Source organism: Bradyrhizobium sp. AC87j1 (assembly GCF_002936975.1).
Lineage (GTDB): Bacteria > Pseudomonadota > Alphaproteobacteria > Rhizobiales > Xanthobacteraceae > Bradyrhizobium > Bradyrhizobium shewense.
The window spans coordinates 1-19327 of sequence record NZ_PTFE01000052.1 but is presented as its reverse complement, the minus strand read 5'-3'; the positions used below and the strand labels follow the sequence as shown (position 1 = coordinate 19327).

Below are 19327 nucleotides of genomic sequence, written 5' to 3'. Positions count from 1 at the left end.
CGCGCGGCGAGCCTCACTTCACCAGCGGGCAGCCGCCATCCTTCAGGGGCCGAAACGCCTGGTCCGCGGGCACCTCGGCGAGCAGCTTGTAGTAATCCCACGGACCCTTGGATTCCTCGGGCTTCTTCACCTGAAACAGGTACATGCTGTGCACCATGCGGCCGTCCTCGCGCAGCACGCCATTGTCCGTGAAAGCATCCTTCACCGGCAGCTCGCGCATCTTCGCCATCACCGTCTTGGTGTCCCTGGTGCCGGCAGCCTGCACGGCCTTGAGGTAATGCAGCGTCGCGCTGTAGGTCGCGGCCTGGTTCATCGTCGGCATGCGCTTGACGCGCTCGAGGAAGCGCTTGCCGAAGGCGCGGGACTTGTCGTTGAGATCCCAGTAATAGGCCTCGGTGATGATCAGGCCTTGCGCGAGCTTCAAGCCGAGGCTGTGCACGTCGGAGATGAACATCACGATCGCCGCCAGGTTCTGTCCGCCGGCGACGATGCCGAACTCGCCGGCCTGCTTGATCGCATTGATGGTGTCGCCGCCGCCGTTGGCGAGGCCGATGATCTTGGCCTTGGAAGCCTGGGCCTGGAGCAGGAACGAGGAGAAATCGGCGGTATTGAGCGGATGCTTGACGCTGCCCAGCACCTTGCCGCCCGCGGCCTTCACGACATCGCCGGTATCGCGCTCGACCGAATGGCCGAATACGTAGTCGGCGGTGAGGAAGAACCAGGTGTCGCCGCCGTTCTTGACGATGGCGCTGCCGACGGTGTGCGCGTTGGCATAGGTGTCGTAGGTCCAGTGCGCGGTGTAGGGCGAGCAGGATTTTCCCGTGATGTCGGAGCTGGCCGCATCCGTCACGATCATGATCTTCTCGTACTGCTTCGACAGCTCCATCACCGCGAGCGCGGTCGCCGAGGTCGGCAGGTCGATGATCATGTCGACGCCTTCGGTCTCCCACCATTTGCGTGCGATGGTGGAGGCGACGTCGGGCTTGTTGAGCACGTCGGCACTGACCATGTCGATTGGCTTGCCGAACATCTGACCGCCGAAATCCTCGATCGCCATTTTGGTCGCCTCGACATTCCCCATGCCGCCGATGTCGGAATAGACGGAGGAGAAGTCGGAGAGCACGCCGATCTTGAGCGGCGCCTGCTGGGCCGAGGCAGGGGTGATCAGGGCAGCCGACAGCAAGCCGGCCGCAGACACGAGTGCTGCGATGGGTCTCATGGATACGTTTCCTCTTGAGCGGGACTATTCTGTCCCTTTGTCCGACAAAGCTAGAGCGGGGTTCCGGCGGAGTCAATTTCCTCCGCGGATGTTATAAATGTCGTAGTTTGACGCACCCGCACGTCGGTGCCTATACTTTGTCCGACAATCGCCATTGGAGGCCGATTTGCCCATCGCGCCGCTGTTCCGACCGATAGATATCGCGCCGGCCTATCAGAAGGTCGCCGACGCCATCGAGCGCGAGATCGTCAATGGCCGCATCAAGCCCGGCGATCCCATCGGCACCGAGCACGATCTGGTCCGCCAGTTCGGCGTCAATCGCTCGACCATTCGCGAGGGCATCCGTGTGCTGGAGGAGGGCGGGCTGATCAGCCGGGATTCCTCGCGCCGCTTGCACGCCTGCCTGCCGCGCTACAGCAAGCTCGCAAGCCGTCTCAGCCGCGCCCTGGTCCTGCACGAGGTCACCTTCCGCGAGCTCTACGAGGCCTCGATGACGCTCGAGGTCGCCAGCATCGAGGGCGCGGTGGAACGGGCGAGCGAGGAGAACCTCGCCGAGCTCGCCGGCAATCTCGCGCGCAGCGAAGCCGCCGTTGGCAGTCCCGCGATGCTTGCCGAATGCGACGCCGAATTCCACGTGCTGGTCGCAAAAGCCTCGCAGAACCGCGTGCTCCAGCTTGCGCGCGAGCCCGCGGCGCAGCTGTTCTATCCGACCACCGAGATGATCGTGACCGGTGTCGCCGAAGGCGGCCCGCGTCTCGTCGCCGCGCATCGCCATCTCATCGACGCGATCCGCCGCCGCGATCGCGAGGCCGGCGTGCTCTGGACGCGCCGGCATTTGCAGGACTGGCGCCGCGGCTTCGAGAAGATTGCTTCGCTCGATCGCTCGGTCGAGCACATGTACATGGAGCACGCGCAGGCGGCCCGGCGAAGATAACGCAAGATATCAAGCAAGAAATCCAACAAACAAAGACACCACACGGAGGGACACATGACCGGCGACACCGCAGCCACCATTGCGAAGGCACGCGAGCATTCCATCGGCGATCTCCTGCGCCGCTCGGCAGGCCGCGATCCGAACAAGCTCGCGGTGAGCTGCGGGGATGTGAGCTGGTCCTTTGCCGAGATGGACGCGATCTGCAACCGGCTCGGCCGTGGTCTGCTCGGGCTCGGCGTGAAGAAGGGTGACCGCCTCGCGGTGCTGTCGCGCAATTCGCACGCCTTCGCCGCGCTGCGCTTCGCAGTGGCGCGGATTGGCGCGGTTCTGGTGCCGATCAACTTCATGCTCAATCCGGACGAGATTAATTTCATCCTGAAGAGCTCCGGGGCAAAATTGCTCGCGACCGGTCCCGATTTCGTCGAGCCGGCGAAGGCCGCCAGCGCGAAAGACTGTGCGGTCGAAAAAATGATCTGGCTGCCGGGCGAGGATCCCGCGTCGGCGCCGGCGGGCCTCACCACCTTCGACGACCTGCTTCATTCCGACGGCTCGTTCCTGGAAGCCTCGGTCGATAGCCGCGATCTCGCGCAGATCGTCTACACTTCAGGCACCGAATCGCTGCCCAAGGGGGCGATGCTGACCCATGAAGCGGTGATGTGGCAGTATGTCAGCTGTATCATCGACGGCGGCATGAGCGTGGACGACAAGTTCCTGCACGCGCTACCGCTGTATCACTGCGCCCAGTTGGACGTGTTCCTGGGGCCACAAGTCTATCTCGGCGCCTCCGGCGTCATCACGGGCAAGCCGACAGCCGACAACATCCTGGCCCTGATCCAGGCCCACAAGATCACCTCCTTCTTCGCGCCGCCGACGATCTGGATCGCGATGCTGCGCTCGCCGAATTTCGACAAGTCCGACCTGTCGTCCCTGCAGAAGGGCTATTACGGCGCCTCGATCATGCCTGTGGAAGTTTTGCTCGAGCTTCAGCGCCGCCTGCCCGCCGTAAAATTCTGGAACTTCTACGGTCAGACCGAAATCGCGCCGCTCGCGACCGTGCTGCGGCCGGAGGACCAGCTGCGCAAGGCAGGCTCGGCGGGAAAGCCGGTGCTCAATGTCGAGACGCGCGTCGTCAACACGTCAATGGAAGACGTTGAGGTCGGCGAGGTCGGCGAGATCGTGCACCGTTCGCCGCATCTATTGTCCGGCTATTACAACGATCCCGTGAAGACCGCGGCAGCATTCACCGGCGGCTGGTTTCACTCCGGCGATCTCGCCACCGTCGACGAAGAGGGCCACATCACCGTGGTCGACCGCGTCAAGGACATGATCAAGACCGGCGGCGAGAATGTCGCCAGCCGCGAGGTCGAGGAGATGGTGTATCGTATCCCGGCGGTTTCCGAGGTTGCCGTCGTCGGTCTGCCCGATCCGCGCTGGATCGAGGCGGTCACCGCCATCGTCGTGGTCAAGAGCGGTGAAAAGCTGGACGAGGACGCCGTCATCAAGCACTGCGCCGGCCAGATGGCGCATTTCAAGGTGCCCAAGCGCGTCATCTTCGTGGATGCCTTGCCGAAGAATCCCAGCGGAAAGCTGCTCAAGCGCGAGCTGCGCCAGCGCTTCGTCGGCGGCGAGACGCTCGACAAGGCGATCCAGAAGAATTTTGGCGCGTAAGGCCGGGCGGCTTTTGGCTGCGTCATGATCGAGTTCGCTAGCCGGCGTCGCCGGCCAGCTTCCTGACGTCGTCGGGCGTCTGTCCGAAGCGGCGGCGGAATGCGCGATGGAAGTAGGATACGTCGTGAAAGCCCGCGAGATGCGCGATTTCGATGATCTTGCGCACGCGCATGGCGGGATTTCGCAGCAGACGTTCGGCACGCAGCAGGCGCTGCTCCAGCACGAAGCCGCTATAGGTGATGCCGGCCTGCTCGAACAGCAGCTGGATCGTGCGCGGGCTGACCCGGTGCGCGGCTGAAAGGACGGTGAGCGACAGCGCGGGGCTGTCAAGCTGCGCCAGGATGTCGGACTTGAGGGTTTCGAGACGCGCTGCCGCCAGGCCGCGCATTCGGGCCTGTTCGGCGACATCGCCGCGCGCTCCGATCATCAGCACCGAAAGGTCGAACAGGTGTTGCGAGACCGCGTCCAGCTCCGCGGGGCCGAGCTTGTCGGCATGCTCATGCGCGAGGTCATAATAGCGCAGGAACATCGATGTGATCGGATTGGCGCCGGGGATCGAGCGTGCAATCAAATCCTCAGCATTCGGGCACGCGCGCAGCAGCGCCTTGCGCGGCAACAGCGCCGTCTGGAAATTGCCAAACCCTGTCTGAGTGATGTGGGCGCCCTTGATCGAGGGATCGCCGATCGTAACGTCGCCCGCGGCGATCTCCAGCGGTCGTTTTCCCATGGTCCCGCTGAGCGCCGAATTGGGCGACATCGTAATGATCAATTCGTCGTTCGTGCCCAATGACACGAAAGACATAGGCGTGCCGAACGAGGCCGAGAGCCTGATGCGGGGAAGAATCGCCGGCGCAATGGTTCGGTGAACACGCCCGTCTCCGACCGGCACGAAATCGACGTTGGCCACCTGACGGCAAAACTGCTCGCGCCATCTTTCATAGGCCGGGCCATTCGGGTCGCCATCGAATGAGAGTTGTGGCTGGATCATCGATCGGAAGCGCAGGTGTTGACGGTTTACGGCAGGTTGTATCGTCAGGCCGGTGCGCCGCAACGGCAAAAGCGGCCGATTGCGTGATAAGCCACTCGCAACGGCGCCCAGAGACCGCGACCAGGTGCCGCAGTCCCCGTGTGCGTGGACTGCAAAAGCACGTCGCGCCGTGGCGTTCGGGTGGCGGTGAGCCTCAGTATTTCTTCACCGCCGCGCCGAAGGCCAGCCACAGCGCCATCGATGCGAGCCCGAAGCCGCCGAGCAGCAGGAAGGTCGGCCCGTAGCCGATCCATTGCGCGATCCAGCCGCCGAGCGCGGGACTAAGGCTGGCGCCGATGCCCTGCACCGTAATCACGGCGCCCTGGCCGAGATTGATGCGGCCGCTGCCGTTCAGCGCGCGCGCGACCATGCCGGGAACGGCGACCGTCTGCAGGCCGGTGCCGATACCATCGAGCACCTGCATCGGTATGACGCCCCACCATCCCGTCACGAAGAAGGCCAGCACGCCGCGGACGGGCAAGAACATGAAGGACACCAGGATCACCGGCCAATAGTTGCGTTTGCTCGCGGCCTTCATCGCGATCAGCGAGGTCACGATCATGACGCCTTGCGCGATCACCACGGTGGTCGCGACGAAGCTCGGGCCGTTGGCCTGTCCCTCGGCCACGGCCGCAAGCCCGTAGAGCGGTACAATGGCGGCATTGCCGAGGTGGAAGACCGCGAGCGCGAGTGCCAGCACGAGCAGAGCCTTGTGCTTGAGCAGCATCGTCATCGCATCCGGCGGAGCCTTGGAGTCGTCTTCCTTGCTGCCGCGTGCGGCACGGTCGTCGATCGCTTTGGCGGGGATCATCATCACGCAGGCGATCGCGATGGCGCCGAACACGGCCGCCAGCACGAACACGGCGACATAGCCGAACCTGTAGCCGAGATAGCCGGACAATGCCGCGCCGACCATGTTGCCGGCGTGGTTGAAGGCCTGATTGCGGCCGTTCAGCGCGTTGAATCCCTTCTGCTTGGCGATGCCGAGCGTGATGCCTGTTACCGCCGGCACGATGGCGGCACTCGCCAGCGATTGCGCCACTTGCGAGAACGTCACCGCCCAGAAGTTTTGCGAGATCAGGATGATGGCGGAGGCGAGAACGACGCAGATGCCGGGAATGACGACCCATAGCCGTTTGTTGCGGCTGGAATCGATGAAGCCGCCGATCGGGGTCGTGACCAGCATGCCCGCGACATTGCCGATCGTCATGGCGGTGCCGATCAGCCCGGTCGCCCAGCCGCGCTCCTGGAGGAAGACCCCGACGAACGGCCCAATGCCCGACTGCATGTCGGCCATGAAGAAGTTGAGCGCAAACAGAGGCCAGATACGGGACGAGGAGGGAGGCCGCGATGTCATCGATACCTAAACATGCTCTTCGTGTGTCGCGATCCTCTTGACCATCCTTCCGGCGTGGACCTGAACGTAACGGGCGCTCGCCGCGTTGGTTCCAGTCGTCTCCTTGCGCTCATCGATCTTGCCGAAAGCTCGGTCGCAATGTCATCCTGCGACCTTCCCACGGAGCTCTGGTCATGCCTCTCTGGACCTGTGAAACCTGCGGCGCGCAATTCCCGAACGGCGGAAATCCGCCCGCCTCCTGCGTGATCTGCGAGGATGAACGGCAGTTCGTGAACTGGAAGGGGCAGACCTTTCTCACGCGCGAGGAACTCGCGCGGGGGCACCGACTGGTGGGACGCGACGATCTTGGCCTCACCGGGATCGGCCTGGAGCCGAGCTTCGCGATCGGACAGCGCGCGCTGCTGGTGCCTCAAGGCAACGGCTGCGTGATGTGGGATTGCATTCCGCTCGCGACCGATGAAGCCATCCAGTACGTCGCCGCACTCGGCGGGCTGAAGGCGATCGCGATCTCGCATCCGCATTACTACGGCGCGGTCGCAGACTGGAGCGATACCTTTGGCGGCGTGCCGGTCTATCTGCATGCCGACGATCGCGCTTTCGTCACGCGGCCGCATCCCTCGATCGTGCACTGGACCGGCGAGAGCCACCGCGTCTCCGACGATGTGCTGCTGCTGCGCACCGGCGGTCATTTCGCCGGCGCCACCATGCTGCACTCGGCGCACAGTGCGGACGGCAGGGGCGCGCTTCTCACCGGCGACATCGCCCAGGTGACGATGGACCGCCGCTTCGTCAGCTTCATGTACTCCTATCCCAACTACATGCCGCTCAATGCAGCCGCGGTGCGCCGGATTGCGGCCGCCGTCGAGCCGCTCGCCTTCGATCGCATCTATGGCGCCTGGTGGGGCCGCAACATCGCTAGCGGGGCCAAGGCCGCCTTCGCGGCGTCGGTGGAGCGCTACATCGCCGCCATCGCCTGAGCCGGCGAGCGGATCTAATTTATCTTGCCGGTCTCGAATAACTGTACTATAAGTACAGTTATAAAATCTGCTGCAATGACGCAGCTGCAGGCCCGGCATGATCGATGCATCGTGGAAGCCGCGGCGATCTGCAGCCGCGCAAGCGGAGTCCGGTTCATGACGGCGCACTACGAGATCTTCGAGGCTGGCGACGTTGTCCTCCAGTCCGCGACCGTTTTCCCTTCGCTGAAGCTTGCCTACAAGACCTACGGCACGCTGAGCGCTGCAAAGGACAACGTCATCCTCTATCCGACCTCGTTCAGCGCGCAGCATTTTGACACCGAGTGGCTGATCGACCCGGACGGCGTGCTCGACCCCACGCGCTACTTCATCGTCATCCCGAACCTGTTCGGCAACGGCCTGTCGTCCTCGCCGTCGAATACCGCAGCGCCGTTTCCCGAGGTGACCTATCACGATGCGATTGCGGTCCAGCATCGGCTCCTCACCGAGCGTTTCGGCATCAAGAAGCTCGCGCTGGTCTATGGCTGGTCGATGGGCGGCATGCAGGCCTATCACTGGGCGGCGCTGCACCCCGACATGGTCGAGCGTGCAGCCGTGGTCTGCGGCAGCGCCCGCTGCGCGCCCTACAACTACGTCTTCCTGGAGAGCGTGAAGGCTGCGCTGACCGCCGATCCCGCCTTCCGCGACGGCCGCTTCGCCGACAAGCCCGTCGCCGGCTATCGCGCCATGGGACGCGTCTATGCCGGCTGGGCGATGTCGCACGGCTTCTATCGCGACGAGCTCTGGCGCGAGGCCGGCTTCACCTCGCTGGAAGATTATCTCGTCCGCGTCTGGGACGCGACGTTTGCCCGGCGCGACGCCAATGATCTCTTGGCGCAGGTCGGCATCTGGCAGCGGGGTGACATCAGCCGCTGCGAGGCGTTCGCTGGCGATTTCGATCGCGCGCTGGCGGCGATCAAGGCGCACATGCTGCTGATGCCGGGCGCGACCGACCGCTATTTCGATGTCCGCGACAACGAGGACGAGCTCGGCCGGCTGGTCAACGCGAAATCCGCGGTGCTGCATCCAATCCCGTCGCTGCATGGCCATCGCGCCGGCAATCCCGTTGGCAATCCGCGCGACCAGGCCTTCATCAAGGCCGAAATCGCGGACCTACTCGGCAAGCAGGCAGGCAACCGATCATGACCGACACCGCCGTTTCAGAGTCCGGCCACCGCCTGAAGCCGCTGACGCCGGCCCTGCTGCGCGAATTGTCGGTCCGCTCCGATCTCAGAGGCGCGGCGCAGAGCCTTGGCCATTATGGCGTGATCGCGCTGGTGGGCGCGCTGATCTGGAAGATTTCGTCGACGTGGGGCGTGCTCTGGGCGCTGCCGCTGATGGCGGTGCAGGGCTATGTCGTCGCCTTCCTGTTCATGGCAGTGCACGAGACCGCGCACAAGACCGCGTTCAGGAGCCGCAGCCTCAACCTCGTCGTCGGGTATCTCTCGGCCTTCCTCATCGGATTGCCTTACGAATATTACTGCCTGTTTCACTGGGACCACCACCGCTACACCCAGGATCCGGACAAGGACCCGGAGCTGATCGTCGGCGTGAAGCCGGCCTCCGACACGCAGCTCGCGATCGCCTATAGCGGACTGTTCCAGGTCGTCGGCCGGCTCCGGCTGATGCTCGGCCATGCGGTCACGGGAAAGGTCACCGTGCCATGGATCCCCGAAAACAAGCGCGCCGTCATCGTGAGAGAGGCGCGTGTCTATGTCGCGACCTATGTACTGCTGCTCGCGCTCTCGCTGTGGTTCTCGTCAGCGCTGCTGCTTTGGGTCTGGATCGTCCCGCTTGCCGTCGGGCAGTTGTTCCTGCGGCCCTATCTCTATGCCGAGCATACCGGCTGCGACCGGACCCGCAGCGCTTTTCAGAACACCCGCACCACCTATACCGCCGCGGTGGTCAAATGGTTTGCGTGGAACATGCCCTACCACGTCGAGCACCACGCCTATCCCTCCATCCCGTTTCACGCGCTGCCGAAGCTGAACGGGATCGTCGACGGCGAGATCGTTTATCGCGGCCGCGGCTACATCCAGACGACGCGCGAAACCTGGGCCTGGTTTCGTCGGAATCTGAGGAGCCGTTAACCAAACGCAAAACTCCGGCCGCAGCGCGACCGGAGCTTTGTTTGGAAGGCGAGATATCAGTAGATCCCGTAGGCGCAGACATTCACGACGCGGACGCGCATGCCATGACGGGTCTGAACGAGGCGCTCCTGGTAGCAGTTGCTGACGCCGGTGTTGACGTAGACGCCGCCGAAGCCCCAGCCCGGACCCCAGCCATGACCCCAATGGTGATGGTGGAAACCGCCAGCCGAGGCGGCGGTGGGCGCGAGAGCGGCAACGCCGAGCGAACCGGCGGCGATCAGACCGAGAGCAAGCTTACGAAACATCTTCATTCTCCAGTGTGGCGCTAAGGCCGTTGTTGTGTCCCTGCATCTCGGTCGGGCCGAGACGCGAATGCGTTCACCCGGGAGGAGGAGAATCGTGTTTCAGGAATGTTTCGTGGGCTGCGGCGAAATATGCCGGCCTCATGTTTTGCGCGCCGCGCGATAGCGCGCGGCCATCGCCTGCGTTAGCTCCGCCATCTTGTCGCGGAGGTCGGCGGGCTCCAGCACCTCGGCCTCGGGGCCGAGCCGCAACAATTCGGCCGCGGCGTGCCAGGACGTCTTGCCAACAGGCACGCGCGCAATGCGCCAGCCGTCCGCATCAACGGTCTCCTCGAGCTGCGTGCGCGCCTTGATGTACGGCTGGCTCAGCGCGTCGAGCAGCTTGACGCCGAACGGCGACAACCGGACGATCGCGACATTGGGATGCATCTCGGCCTCGAGACGCAGCGTCGCGGCCTGCCAATAGGCGGCGAGATCGAAATCGGCGGGGCGATCGAAGCCGTCGTCGAGCGCCGTGCAGTCGAGCACGCGCGCGACGCGATAGGTGCGCACGCTGGCGTCGACCTGGCCGGCGAAATACCAGCTCCCACCCTTCAGCACGAGGCCGAGCGGCGCGAGCCGACGCTGCTTCTCCGCGCGCCAGCTCTGGTAGCGGATCTTGATCAGCGTCCCGCGCAGCACCGCGCCGGCAATCGTGCGCAGATGCTTCGGCTCCTCGGCCTTGCCGAACCAGCCCGGCGCGTCCAGATGAAAGCGCTCCTGCATCCGGCTTGCATCCTGGCGCAGATGGACGGGCAGCGCCGCCATCAGCTTGTTTTGCGCGGCGATCATTGCCGCATCCAGCCCGAGCGCCGCCGCCGGGCCCGGCAAGCCTGCCAGAAACAGCGTCTCGGCCTCGCTCTGCGACAGGCCGTTCAGCCGCACGCGATAGCCGTCGAGCAGCCGATAGCCGCCCTCCGCGCCACGGTCGGCGTAAACGGGAACGCCTGATGCCGCGAGCGCGTCAATGTCGCGATAGATCGTGCGGACCGAGACCTCGCAGGCTTCCGCAAGGTCGGGCGCGGTGACTTGCCCCCTGGCCTGGAGGGTGGTGAGGATCGACAACATTCGGCTCGCGCGCATGATTGCTTAAACCATACCTGACACAGGATGTCAGGTATGGCCCGCTACAAGCTGCCCCACCGCCCGCTGGCCCGATGGAGACCTGCCATGACCGATCCGAACCGCATCACGCTGTATTACTCGCCGCAAAGCCGCGCCACCGGCACGCGGGTGCTGCTGGAGGAGCTGGGTGCGCCCTACGATCTGCACGTCCTCAACATGAAGGCCGGCGAGCAGCGTCAGCCCGCTTATCTCGCCATCAATCCGCTCGGCAAGGTCCCGGCGATCCGCCACGGCGATGCCCTGGTGACCGAGCAGGTCGCGATCACCATCCATCTCGCCGATCTCTTCCCGCAGGCAGGTCTGACGCCCGCGCTGAACGATCCGCTGCGCGGTCCTTATCTGCGCTGGATCGCCTATTACGGCTCATCCTTCGAGCCGGCGCTGATCGACAAGTTCATGCAGCGCGAGCCGGCGCCGATCACGCAGTCGCCCTATGCCGACTACGACACCATGCTCGGCGCGCTCGAAGCGCAGCTGTCGAAAGGGCCCTATTTGCTTGGCGAGCGGATGACGGCTGCCGATGTGTTGTGGGGCGTGGCGTTCAGCTGGACCATGATGTTCGGCATCGTGCCGAAGAAGGACGTTTTCGTCCGCTATGCCGAGCGCATGACCGCGCGGCCTGCATTCCAGCGCATCAATGCGGCGGACGACGAGATGGCGGCGCAGCATGCGAAGGCGGTTGGGGGCTGAGCAGGCGCCTCAATCTCCACTGTCGTCCCGGGGCGCGCGTAGCGCGAACCCGGGACCCATAACCACAGGGAGATATTTTGCGAAGACCCGGAGTGATCAGCTTTGCTCCATAACCACTCCCTGTGGTTATGGGTCCCGGATCTGCGCTTCGCTTGTCCGGGACGACAGTTGCGTTTGCCGCGCGCTCGTACTCGCTGACCAATCCCTCAAAACCTCGGCGCTCGCTTCTCCGCGAACGCCTTGATGCCTTCCTTGATCTCGTCGCCGCGCATGCTGTCGCGGTGGCGCTGGTCGGCGGCGCGGTCATCGAGCTCACCGCGGGCGAATTCGTTGATCGCGCGCTTCATGCCGCGCATCGCCTGCGGCGCGTTGCCGGCGAGGATGTTGGCGAGCTTGTCGACCTCCTCGTCGAGGAATTCCACCGGCACCATCGCGTTGAGATAGCCGATGCGCAGCATCTCCGGCGCGCTGATCTTCTGCGCCGTCAGGAACAGTTTCTTCGCATTGTCGACGCCGAGCCGGGTGACGTAGCGTTTGATGCCGCTCCTGTAATAATGCAGCCCGAGCCGCGCCGCCGGCATGAACATCTCGGCGGTGTCGACGCCGATGCGGAAATCGCAGGCGAGTGCGAGGTCGGTCGAGCCGCCATAGACGCCGCCGTTGAGCCGGCAGATCGTCGGCACGCCCAGATCCTCCAGCCGGTTGACGACCACCTCAAATGCAGAGCCCGCGCTCTGCTGCTCGTTGGCGCTGACGGCGCGCTCGGCGACCGAGTTGAGATCATAACCGGCGGAGAAGGCGCGTCCGGTGCCGGTCAGCACCAGCACCCGGATCTCAGGATCCGTCTCGACCAGGTCGAACAGCCTGACGAGCTCGTCGAGGTCCTCGGCCTGCAGCCGGTTGAGATGCGTGGGCCGGTTGAGGCGGATGGTGGCGCGGGCGCCGTCGCGTTCGAGCACGGGGGCGGTGGCTGCGTCGGTGATGTCCGACATTCTTGTCTCCTTTTTTACTTGTTTTCGAGTGCGCGCCGTTTCGCCTCGGCGTCGATGGTCTCGGCGAGATCGGGATGTCGTGCCATCAGCACGCGGAAGTCGACGAGGTCGAGCACCAGAAGCCGCGACACTTTCGTGGTCGAGACGTTGGCGCCGCGCATGTTGTTGCCGAGCAGCGCCATCTCGCCGAAGAAGGCGCCTTCACCGAGCTGCACTTTCTTGCCGGGCAGCTCGACCTCGACCTCGCCGGCGGCGATGAAATACATGCAGTCGCCCTGTGCCCCCTTGCGGATGATCAGGGTGCGCGCTGGAAGCTCCATGGTCCGCAGCATGTGAGTGACGTCGGCAATCGCGGAGGGCCCGAGGGCCGCGAAGAATGGCACCTTACTGACGGATTCCCAGGTCTTGAGGAAATTGTCGCGCCGCGTCTCGGCGGCAAATCCGGTCGCCAAAATACCGGTCCAGAGGCCGAACACGCCGAGGCCGGAGATCATCACCGCGGCCGCCACGATGCGCCCGAGCGGCGTGACCGGCACGACGTCGCCGTAGCCGGTGGTCGTGAGTGTGACGACGGCCCACCACAGCGCGGCGGGGACGCTGCCAAAAGTCTGCGGCTGCACGTCCCGCTCCAGGAAATATTCGGCGACGGAGGCGAGGAAGACCACCATCAGGAAGATCACGAGCACGCTGAGCAGCGGACCCGATTCCAGCACCAGCACGCGGCGAAGCTGCCGCAGGCCGGGGATGCCCGGCACCACCTTCAGCACCCAGAGCACGCTGAGCAGCCAGGCCGTCTTCGGCTCGGCGCCGAGGAGAAGCGCGACCGGCACCGCCAGCGCCCCGATCGTATCGACCAGTCCGGCGGAGGAGGACATGTACAGCGAGAGCCGCCCCTGCTGCGTCATGTGGCGCAGCCGCACCAGCCATTCGAACACGAAATAGGCGAGGCAGGTCCAGAGCAGGGCGTTGATCCATCCGTGCGCCTCCTGGGCGCCCTTGTCCGACAGCAACACCATGCTGAGCACGCCGACGGTCACAGCCACATAGGCCGCCTTGGTCATGTTGCGGCCGGCCGTGGCGGCCGCGAACTGGGCCAGAGCGGAAATCAGCGGCTTGGACATGCGGAAAGGCGGCTCGATCTTGAGACAAGTCTTCGGGTCCCGGCGGGGACGCCGGTGTCAAAGTGCCCGCCCGGGCGGGGGCCGTCAACGACGGGCAGGCTGCGTGAACGGCGCTGCTGCGCCGGGCCTGCCGGTCCGTGCCGCCGTCGCTGGCGTGGTGCCTTACCTGAAATGGGGTGGCTCGTCGTAACCGCGGCGGCTGCTGAAGAACAGCAGCACCATCAGCCCGACGCCGACAATGACGGAAAACCCCGCGCCCAGTGCCAGCGCCACATAGCCTTCCGTCGGGATCGGCTCACCTTCGACCGCCATTGCGGAATAGGCGAAGTAGCCGGCCGCCGCCAGCATTCCCAGAAGGAGGATGATGAGGAGTGCACGCATGCTGCGGTCTCCGGTTGCAACCGGAAACCAACGGTTGCAGATGGGCTGGGTTCCAGACGGGCGATCGTCACGATCTCCCTCCCGTGCCCCGGCTCGGCGCCGCAACGCCTTCGGCATTGCGGCTTGTCCGGGAAGAGATTGATGGGCGGCCCAACCGGGCGGCCGTCAGGCGCTCTGGGCGGTCTTCACCACCACGACATTGCTGTCGTCGTGCTGGGCAGGGCCGCCGCCCTGCACCGTCTTCTCGGTTTCGCCGGCATGGCGTTTCAGATAGTCGCGGCGCATGCCGATCTCGTCGCGGACGAACTCGTAGCCGAGCTTGAAGGTGTCGAGCCCGTCGGTGCTGATCGTGCCGTCTCTGAGCCCAATGACTGCCCCGCGTAAAATGCCCTCCAGCTCGTCCTGGAGACATTCGAGCTGATCCAGAGAGTGGGCGTGCTCGATCCGCTCACCGATGTCGAGGATGGCGGTGGAGAGCTCGCTGGCCTTCTCCGGTGCGATGCGGGTGATCTTGGCGTAGATCGCCGCGAAGATCGAGCCGATGACGCTGAGCGCGGCGGCGCCCAGATACATCAAGTCGCTGTACTTATCCATGAACGACTTGGTGTCGTCGTTGATGTAGTCGGCCGCCCCCTGGTGCGCCATCACGAAGGCGTCCTTCTCGGTCGAGGCCGGCTCAATTCTGCTGGCAAAGCCGTTGTCGAGCCCGAGCGCGGATTTGTTCTCGTAGATGGTGCGCGCCAGCTCGCCCGCCGTGGATGGCGACATCCTGGATTGCGTGACCAGCAGCCATTCGAGCCCGACCGTGTCGAGATCGTCGTCGGGAATTTGCGGCGAGGTCGACAGCGTGCCCGCCGTCAGCGTCTCGCTGGAAATGCCCGGGAGCTTGCGCGCCAGCGCCTTGGCCTCGTCGATCGCGTTGAGCGTGAAGCCGCCGCGCTTGGCGACCTGCTCATAGGCCTTGTCGCGCACCGCCCTGGAGGCATGAACGATGGCGATCACCGCGCCAAAGCCGTTTGACGGCGCAAACAGCTTGTCGAGCGTCGTGCCCTGCGGCGCCATCTGGATCTTGGCGGCGTCCGGACCGTCGGGGATGTCGAGGATGCCGCGGACGAAGGCAAGGGAGGATTCGTTCTCGGCGAGAACGGCGACCTTCTTTTTCTTCAGCTCGGCGATCGACTTGATCTTCTTGTTGCCGGGGCCGAGCAGAAGCACGAGATCGTGCTCGAGGATCGCGAGCGTGCGCGCCCGCAGCGGCACCTTGGCGTCGGTACGCAGCACGGCGAGATCGGCCTGCTTGCGGTCGAACTGCACGAGCGCCTTGGCGTTGTCGGCGTTGTTGACGACCTTGATCCGGAAGCGCGAGGCGTTGGACTTCAGCAGGGCGGCGAGCTTTGCCGCGAACAGCGCCTCATCGCTGTTGGGAGCGCCGACGGCAAAGGTCAGCGTCTCCGAATTATGCAGCATGGCGCGGCCGCCCCAGACGGTGGCGAGCGACAGCAGCAGGGTCAGCACGACGTAGAGGAAGACCTGTTGCTGATTGGTCTTGATCACCTTGGGACGCCGCGACGGCGGCTCGATCGGGGATGTGGTGGGGCCTTCAGTACTCATGGCAGCACTCTGGCCTTATTCTCCGGTGACGGGCGGCTCGCGGACATGATCGCGGCGGGCGCCCTGCAATTCCTAAACGTCTGAAAAAAGAACGATATTCTGTGCCGGCAATGATAGCGCGCCGGGACCGGAATGCAAATTTCGAGCCGAGGGTAACCTTACTCGACGCGGACGCGGCGAAAAGGTCATCCTATCACCGGTTAGCCACACTTGGCGATTTTCCGGTTCCCCCCGGCTGCATTCCGCCGCGGGAGATGTCATAAATCGAAGGTCCCGGCGATTTGACCGGTCCAAGAAGAAGTTGCGCTGAACGCTCCAATTTTTCTTGTCACCTCAATGAGGGCGTCGGCTTTGTCGTTTCCACCCATGTCATCGGCGATTCCGGTCGAAGCGCTCATTGGCTGGATGTTGCTGCTCACCTTCAAGCACATCATCGCCGATTTCGTCCTTCAGACCGCCTGGATGGCGCACGGCAAAGACCAGAAGCACGGCTGGGCCCTGCCGCTTCTGGTGCATTGCCTGATTCACCTTGCGGTTGCGCTGCCGCTGATCCTGATCGTCGCGCCGAAATTCTGGTTCGTGGCCTTTATCGACTTCGTGATCCACATCACGATCGACCGCGCCAAGGGACTGGTCTCGGCGAATTTCGGCGTCGACCTTGCGCATCCCTGGTTCTGGACCCTGATTGGCGTCGACCAGGCCCTGCATCATCTCACCGGCTTCGGCCTCTCCATCTTCATGGCTGCGAACTGAGGGTAGTGGCCTCGGGGCGACGGTCGGGCCTGCATGGTTCGAGACGGCGCCACGCGCCTCCTCACCATGAGGGGATAGTGTCTTTCAGCAGCTCCAGACCTCATCCTGAGCAGCCCGCCGAAGGCGGGCGTCTCGAAGGATGGCCGCGGGGAAGCTCTTCGCCGCCTCGGATTCGCGGCGAGCGCGCAAGCACCCCGGGTGACTACCGGGCAGCGTGGTTAACCTTTCATTAGAGAATTGCGCTGCATCTTCCGCACACGAGGGAGAACTGCAATGTTTTCAAGCCGCGACACTTTTGAAAGCGATTTCTGCCCGGTTCGCGACGAGCTCCTTGGCGAGATGTATCGCGCCAGCGAGAGTGGCCTGCCGAGGCTGGTTGAGAGTGTTTCCCCTGACGCGCGCGCCAGGCTGGCGCTGTTCTGCTATCGCCGCAGCCATCTGCATTCGCTGGCGGTCGCGATCGCAGGGAGCTGCAACGAGCGCGATCTGATCGAGAACGGCGGCCGCGTCGGCTCGACGCTCTACGCGCTGTCGCGCGAAGGCACGGCGAAATCCACGCCGTCGCTGTCGGGCGGGCGCAAGCCGATCACGCTGTCGACCAAGCCGCTCTCGGTGCTCGCACCGCTGGACGACGAGATCGACGACGAAATCGGCGAAGCCGTTCCGGCCTAACTTGCTTCGATAGCCGGAAGCCCGAACTTCCGCCGCGCCATCGCGCATTCGGCGTCCCCCGGCATGCAGGTGCGGCACACCTCCGGCCGCACCGCATAGATGCCGCATGCGGTCGCTTTTCCAATATCCCCCTGCAAGGCCGAACAGCGATCGCTCTCGCAACGCATGCCGGATTGGCGGTCGTTGACCAGCGCCTCCGGAATCGCGGCAAGCTCTTCGTCGCTCTCGATCGAGAAGCGCGGCCAGTTCGCCGAATAGCCGCAGCAGGCGCCGCAACTCTGGCAAACGCTCGACAGATCGACGGGGGAACTCTCTTCCATCGTCCTCACATGTCCTTGTCAGGTGTCTTTGGGCGGGCCCCAGACCAGGCTCTGCCGCCATCTCGCGCGAAGCACGTCGCGCCGCTCGGGGTATCTCTCGTCGAGATAGTTGGCGTCGACCACGCGGTCGGTGCGGAAGCTGCGGAAGTCGCCGCGTAGCTCGCACCAGGCTGCCAGCAGGCGCACGGCTTCGAGATAGCCGACCGAGATCGGCCAGATCATGCGCTCGCTGGCGCGGCCCTGCTCGTCGCGATAGCGCAGCATGATCTTCTTGCCTTCGTGGATCTGGGTGCGCGTACGTACCATGTCCAGGCGGTCCGGCTCCCTGTTCCAGCTCGGCCGAGCCCGACTCGCCGGCTCCAGCACGAAGGGACGCAGGCGCTCAGGCACGGTGTCGGCGATCTTGGCCATCAGATCTTCGGCCGCGCGCGCCAGTGCCGAATCGGCATGGCCGGCGACCCATTGTGCGCCCAGCACCGCCGCCTCGATCTCGTCGGGCGTGAGCATCAAGGGCGGGAGATCAAATCCCTTTTCCAGGATGTAGCCCATGCCGGCTTCACCGCGGATCGGCACGCGCTGGCCGATCAGCGTCGCGATGTCGCGATAGATCGTGCGCTTCGAGGTCTCGAGCTCGGCCGCGATGGCGTCCGCCGTCAGCGGCTTACGCGTGCGCCTCAGCACCTGGATGATTTGAAACAGCCGGTCGGCGCGTCTCATGCGGGTCCCTTGTCGGTGATCTTTTCAGAAGGCGGCGCGCGGCTGCTGACAGGATGTTGGCAGCAGGGGGGTTCTATACCGGGACAACACATCGACTGAAGAGGATTTGTCCATGATCATTCCGACCCATTTCGGCCCGGCTATTCCGATGTTGCGGGCACAGGCGTGGTCCGTGTCGGCGTTCGGCCGCCTCGTTTCGCTCGATCTCATGGCCGTCGACCTCCGGTTTGCCTTTGCGAGCGTGGTGGCACGCCCGCTGATCCAGGCCGCGGACGCGCTGGTCCGCCATGTGATGGGCCGTGCCTGGCGGGGGGCCCGTTTCGCAGAAGATATCACGGCTGCTGCCACCATGGTGGCAGCAGCCCGGCACTAGGTTCCGTCAACTTTTTCGGTGGTTCAGGAGAAGCTTTCATGATCACGCTCTACGGATTTGGCACCGGCTTCGGCCTGCCGGAAATCAGCCCCTTCGTCACCAAGACGGAAGTGCAGCTCAAGATGGCGGGACTGCCCTACCGGAAGGAGCGGGCAATGCCGCCCGCCTCGCCCAAGGGGCAGCTGCCCTTCATCGACGATGGCGGCGAGGCGGTGGCCGATTCCACCTTCATTCGCGCCCATATCGAGCGCCGATACGGCTTTGATTTCGATGCCGGGCTGTCGCTGACCGACCGCGCGCAGGCCTGGGCGTTCGAACGGATGATCGAGCACCACGTCTATTGGGGGTTGGTCGGGGCGCGCTGGGTCGATCCGGTCAATTTCGCCAAGGGGCCTGCGCATTTCTTCGACGGCGCACCGGAGCACAACCGCGAGAAACTGCGCGAAGATGCGCAGTTCCGCGTCGCCGAGAACTATTTGCTCTCGGGCCTCGGCCGCCATGGGCCCGATGACGATGTCGAGCTCGCCGTGCGCTCGCTGTTCGCGCTCTCGGTGCAGCTCGGCGACAAATCCTATCTGATGGGCAACAAGCCCTGCGGCGTCGACGCCACCGCCTTCGGTATGCTTGCCGGCATCCTCTCGCCGTTCTTCGAATCGGCCCTGCGCGAGCGCGCCGAGGGCTTTCCGAACCTCACCGCCTATGTCGATCGCATGATGGACAATTACTATCCGGAGTTCGCCTGGACCCCGCTGCGGCAGGCGGCTTAGCGCCTGATGATCGAGACCCCCGCCAGCGCTCCGACGAAGGTGCGTTCCCTCCCCCTTGTGGGGGAGGGCTAGGGAGAGGGGCGCTCAGGAAACGGTGTCGGTTGTTGATGACGTGCCGAGAGCTGGTGCGCGACGGAAGGAATCCCCGTGTTG

The 19327-nt window shown here is 64.5% G+C and carries 21 protein-coding genes; 10 read left to right on the top strand and 11 right to left on the bottom strand.

What is annotated here, in order from left to right:
• Window positions 1-13 precede the first annotated feature (13 nt).
• Window positions 14-1219, bottom strand: coding sequence for an ABC transporter substrate-binding protein (locus CV770_RS24400; protein ID WP_104464166.1), 1206 nt, complete (start codon window positions 1217-1219; stop codon window positions 14-16).
• A 166-nt stretch (window positions 1220-1385) separates the two neighbouring features.
• Between CV770_RS24400 and CV770_RS24395 the strand changes: the two genes are divergently transcribed.
• Complete coding sequence (locus CV770_RS24395; RefSeq protein ID WP_091956033.1) at window positions 1386-2153, top strand: FadR/GntR family transcriptional regulator; 768 nt, start codon at window positions 1386-1388, stop codon at window positions 2151-2153.
• A gap of 54 nt (window positions 2154-2207) precedes the next feature.
• On the top strand, window positions 2208-3821 hold the full coding sequence (locus CV770_RS24390) for an acyl-CoA synthetase (RefSeq protein ID WP_104464165.1): 1614 nt from the start codon (window positions 2208-2210) through the stop codon (window positions 3819-3821).
• 37 nt (window positions 3822-3858) lie between these two features.
• Here the strand turns inward: CV770_RS24390 and CV770_RS24385 are convergent, their stop codons facing one another.
• Together CV770_RS24385 and CV770_RS24380 are read right to left on the bottom strand one after the other, a co-directional pair.
• Window positions 3859-4872, bottom strand: coding sequence for an AraC family transcriptional regulator (locus tag CV770_RS24385; RefSeq protein ID WP_245453852.1), 1014 nt, complete (start codon window positions 4870-4872; stop codon window positions 3859-3861).
• 130 nt (window positions 4873-5002) lie between these two features.
• On the bottom strand, window positions 5003-6205 hold the full coding sequence (locus CV770_RS24380) for an MFS transporter (RefSeq protein ID WP_104464163.1): 1203 nt from the start codon (window positions 6203-6205) through the stop codon (window positions 5003-5005).
• 173 nt (window positions 6206-6378) lie between these two features.
• Between CV770_RS24380 and CV770_RS24375 the strand changes: the two genes are divergently transcribed.
• From CV770_RS24375 to CV770_RS24365, 3 genes are all read left to right on the top strand, one after another.
• A complete protein-coding gene (locus CV770_RS24375) occupies window positions 6379-7182 on the top strand; it encodes an MBL fold metallo-hydrolase (protein WP_104464162.1) in 804 nt (267 codons plus the stop codon).
• 156 nt (window positions 7183-7338) lie between these two features.
• A complete protein-coding gene (locus CV770_RS24370; RefSeq protein WP_104464200.1) occupies window positions 7339-8367 on the top strand; it encodes an alpha/beta fold hydrolase in 1029 nt (342 codons plus the stop codon).
• On the top strand, window positions 8364-9311 hold the full coding sequence (locus tag CV770_RS24365) for a fatty acid desaturase (protein ID WP_104464161.1): 948 nt from the start codon (window positions 8364-8366) through the stop codon (window positions 9309-9311). The genes CV770_RS24370 and CV770_RS24365 overlap by 4 nt, the downstream gene beginning before the upstream one ends.
• Before the next feature lie 56 nt (window positions 9312-9367).
• On the opposite strand, the gene CV770_RS24360 is transcribed toward CV770_RS24365, so the two are convergent.
• Together CV770_RS24360 and CV770_RS24355 are read right to left on the bottom strand one after the other, a co-directional pair.
• Window positions 9368-9616: a hypothetical protein gene (locus tag CV770_RS24360; RefSeq protein ID WP_091956035.1), complete on the bottom strand. Its 249-nt coding sequence runs from the start codon at window positions 9614-9616 to the stop codon at window positions 9368-9370.
• Window positions 9617-9754: 138 nt separating this feature from the next.
• Window positions 9755-10735, bottom strand: a complete 981-nt coding sequence (locus CV770_RS24355) for a helix-turn-helix transcriptional regulator (protein WP_104464160.1) — start codon at window positions 10733-10735, stop codon at window positions 9755-9757.
• Between the two features lie 87 nt (window positions 10736-10822).
• Here CV770_RS24355 and CV770_RS24350 point away from each other — a divergent pair, with 87 nt between their 5' ends.
• Window positions 10823-11467 carry a glutathione S-transferase family protein gene (locus tag CV770_RS24350; RefSeq protein ID WP_104464199.1) on the top strand — a complete coding sequence of 215 codons (645 nt, stop codon included), beginning with the start codon at window positions 10823-10825 and terminating at the stop codon, window positions 11465-11467.
• 206 nt (window positions 11468-11673) lie between these two features.
• On the opposite strand, the gene CV770_RS24345 is transcribed toward CV770_RS24350, so the two are convergent.
• The 4 genes from CV770_RS24345 to CV770_RS24330 form a co-directional block, all read right to left on the bottom strand.
• On the bottom strand, window positions 11674-12459 hold the full coding sequence (locus tag CV770_RS24345) for an enoyl-CoA hydratase/isomerase family protein (RefSeq protein WP_104464159.1): 786 nt from the start codon (window positions 12457-12459) through the stop codon (window positions 11674-11676).
• A gap of 14 nt (window positions 12460-12473) precedes the next feature.
• Window positions 12474-13580 (bottom strand): cyclic nucleotide-gated ion channel, encoded by a 1107-nt coding sequence (locus tag CV770_RS24340; protein ID WP_104464158.1) that lies wholly within the window; start codon window positions 13578-13580, stop codon window positions 12474-12476.
• Window positions 13581-13742: 162 nt separating this feature from the next.
• Window positions 13743-13961, bottom strand: coding sequence for a hypothetical protein (locus CV770_RS24335; protein WP_018321417.1), 219 nt, complete (start codon window positions 13959-13961; stop codon window positions 13743-13745).
• A 165-nt stretch (window positions 13962-14126) separates the two neighbouring features.
• On the bottom strand, window positions 14127-15572 hold the full coding sequence (locus tag CV770_RS24330) for a TAXI family TRAP transporter solute-binding subunit (protein WP_104464157.1): 1446 nt from the start codon (window positions 15570-15572) through the stop codon (window positions 14127-14129).
• Between the two features lie 405 nt (window positions 15573-15977).
• Between CV770_RS24330 and CV770_RS24325 the strand changes: the two genes are divergently transcribed.
• Window positions 15978-16325, top strand: coding sequence for a DUF3307 domain-containing protein (locus CV770_RS24325; protein ID WP_049801962.1), 348 nt, complete (start codon window positions 15978-15980; stop codon window positions 16323-16325).
• A gap of 273 nt (window positions 16326-16598) precedes the next feature.
• Complete coding sequence (locus CV770_RS42745; RefSeq protein ID WP_165637236.1) at window positions 16599-16997, top strand: hypothetical protein; 399 nt, start codon at window positions 16599-16601, stop codon at window positions 16995-16997.
• Here the strand turns inward: CV770_RS42745 and CV770_RS24315 are convergent.
• Window positions 16994-17317 (bottom strand): YkgJ family cysteine cluster protein, encoded by a 324-nt coding sequence (locus tag CV770_RS24315; RefSeq protein ID WP_104464155.1) that lies wholly within the window; start codon window positions 17315-17317, stop codon window positions 16994-16996. The genes CV770_RS42745 and CV770_RS24315 overlap by 4 nt on opposite strands.
• Window positions 17318-17335: 18 nt before the next feature.
• Window positions 17336-18034: a helix-turn-helix transcriptional regulator gene (locus tag CV770_RS24310; protein WP_026202551.1), complete on the bottom strand. Its 699-nt coding sequence runs from the start codon at window positions 18032-18034 to the stop codon at window positions 17336-17338.
• Window positions 18035-18146: 112 nt separating this feature from the next.
• Here CV770_RS24310 and CV770_RS24305 point away from each other — a divergent pair, with 112 nt between their 5' ends.
• Window positions 18147-18407 (top strand): hypothetical protein, encoded by a 261-nt coding sequence (locus tag CV770_RS24305; protein ID WP_104464154.1) that lies wholly within the window; start codon window positions 18147-18149, stop codon window positions 18405-18407.
• A 38-nt stretch (window positions 18408-18445) separates the two neighbouring features.
• Entirely contained in the window at window positions 18446-19174 is a 729-nt protein-coding gene (locus CV770_RS24300) for a glutathione S-transferase family protein (RefSeq protein WP_104464153.1), read from the top strand.
• Window positions 19175-19327 lie beyond the last annotated feature (153 nt).

Bases quoted from the DNA above. Each gene is read 5' to 3' on its own strand.
- CV770_RS24355 (WP_104464160.1), bottom strand. From the start codon at position 10,735: ATGCGCGCGAGCCGAATGTTGTCGATCCTCACCACCCTCCAGGCCAGG.
- CV770_RS24390 (WP_104464165.1), top strand. From the start codon at position 2,208: ATGACCGGCGACACCGCAGCCACCATTGCGAAGGCACGCGAGCATTCC.
- CV770_RS24400 (WP_104464166.1), bottom strand. From the start codon at position 1,219: ATGAGACCCATCGCAGCACTCGTGTCTGCGGCCGGCTTGCTGTCGGCT.
- CV770_RS24330 (WP_104464157.1), bottom strand. From the start codon at position 15,572: ATGAGTACTGAAGGCCCCACCACATCCCCGATCGAGCCGCCGTCGCGG.
- CV770_RS24350 (WP_104464199.1), top strand. From the start codon at position 10,823: ATGACCGATCCGAACCGCATCACGCTGTATTACTCGCCGCAAAGCCGC.
- CV770_RS24360 (WP_091956035.1), bottom strand. From the start codon at position 9,616: ATGTTTCGTAAGCTTGCTCTCGGTCTGATCGCCGCCGGTTCGCTCGGC.
- CV770_RS24315 (WP_104464155.1), bottom strand. From the start codon at position 17,317: ATGGAAGAGAGTTCCCCCGTCGATCTGTCGAGCGTTTGCCAGAGTTGC.
- CV770_RS24335 (WP_018321417.1), bottom strand. From the start codon at position 13,961: ATGCGTGCACTCCTCATCATCCTCCTTCTGGGAATGCTGGCGGCGGCC.
- CV770_RS24325 (WP_049801962.1), top strand. From the start codon at position 15,978: ATGTTGCTGCTCACCTTCAAGCACATCATCGCCGATTTCGTCCTTCAG.
- CV770_RS24340 (WP_104464158.1), bottom strand. From the start codon at position 13,580: ATGTCCAAGCCGCTGATTTCCGCTCTGGCCCAGTTCGCGGCCGCCACG.
- CV770_RS24300 (WP_104464153.1), top strand. From the start codon at position 18,446: ATGATCACGCTCTACGGATTTGGCACCGGCTTCGGCCTGCCGGAAATC.
- CV770_RS24380 (WP_104464163.1), bottom strand. From the start codon at position 6,205: ATGACATCGCGGCCTCCCTCCTCGTCCCGTATCTGGCCTCTGTTTGCG.
- CV770_RS24375 (WP_104464162.1), top strand. From the start codon at position 6,379: ATGCCTCTCTGGACCTGTGAAACCTGCGGCGCGCAATTCCCGAACGGC.
- CV770_RS24365 (WP_104464161.1), top strand. From the start codon at position 8,364: ATGACCGACACCGCCGTTTCAGAGTCCGGCCACCGCCTGAAGCCGCTG.
- CV770_RS24345 (WP_104464159.1), bottom strand. From the start codon at position 12,459: ATGTCGGACATCACCGACGCAGCCACCGCCCCCGTGCTCGAACGCGAC.
- CV770_RS24310 (WP_026202551.1), bottom strand. From the start codon at position 18,034: ATGAGACGCGCCGACCGGCTGTTTCAAATCATCCAGGTGCTGAGGCGC.
- CV770_RS24305 (WP_104464154.1), top strand. From the start codon at position 18,147: ATGATCATTCCGACCCATTTCGGCCCGGCTATTCCGATGTTGCGGGCA.
- CV770_RS42745 (WP_165637236.1), top strand. From the start codon at position 16,599: ATGTTTTCAAGCCGCGACACTTTTGAAAGCGATTTCTGCCCGGTTCGC.
- CV770_RS24370 (WP_104464200.1), top strand. From the start codon at position 7,339: ATGACGGCGCACTACGAGATCTTCGAGGCTGGCGACGTTGTCCTCCAG.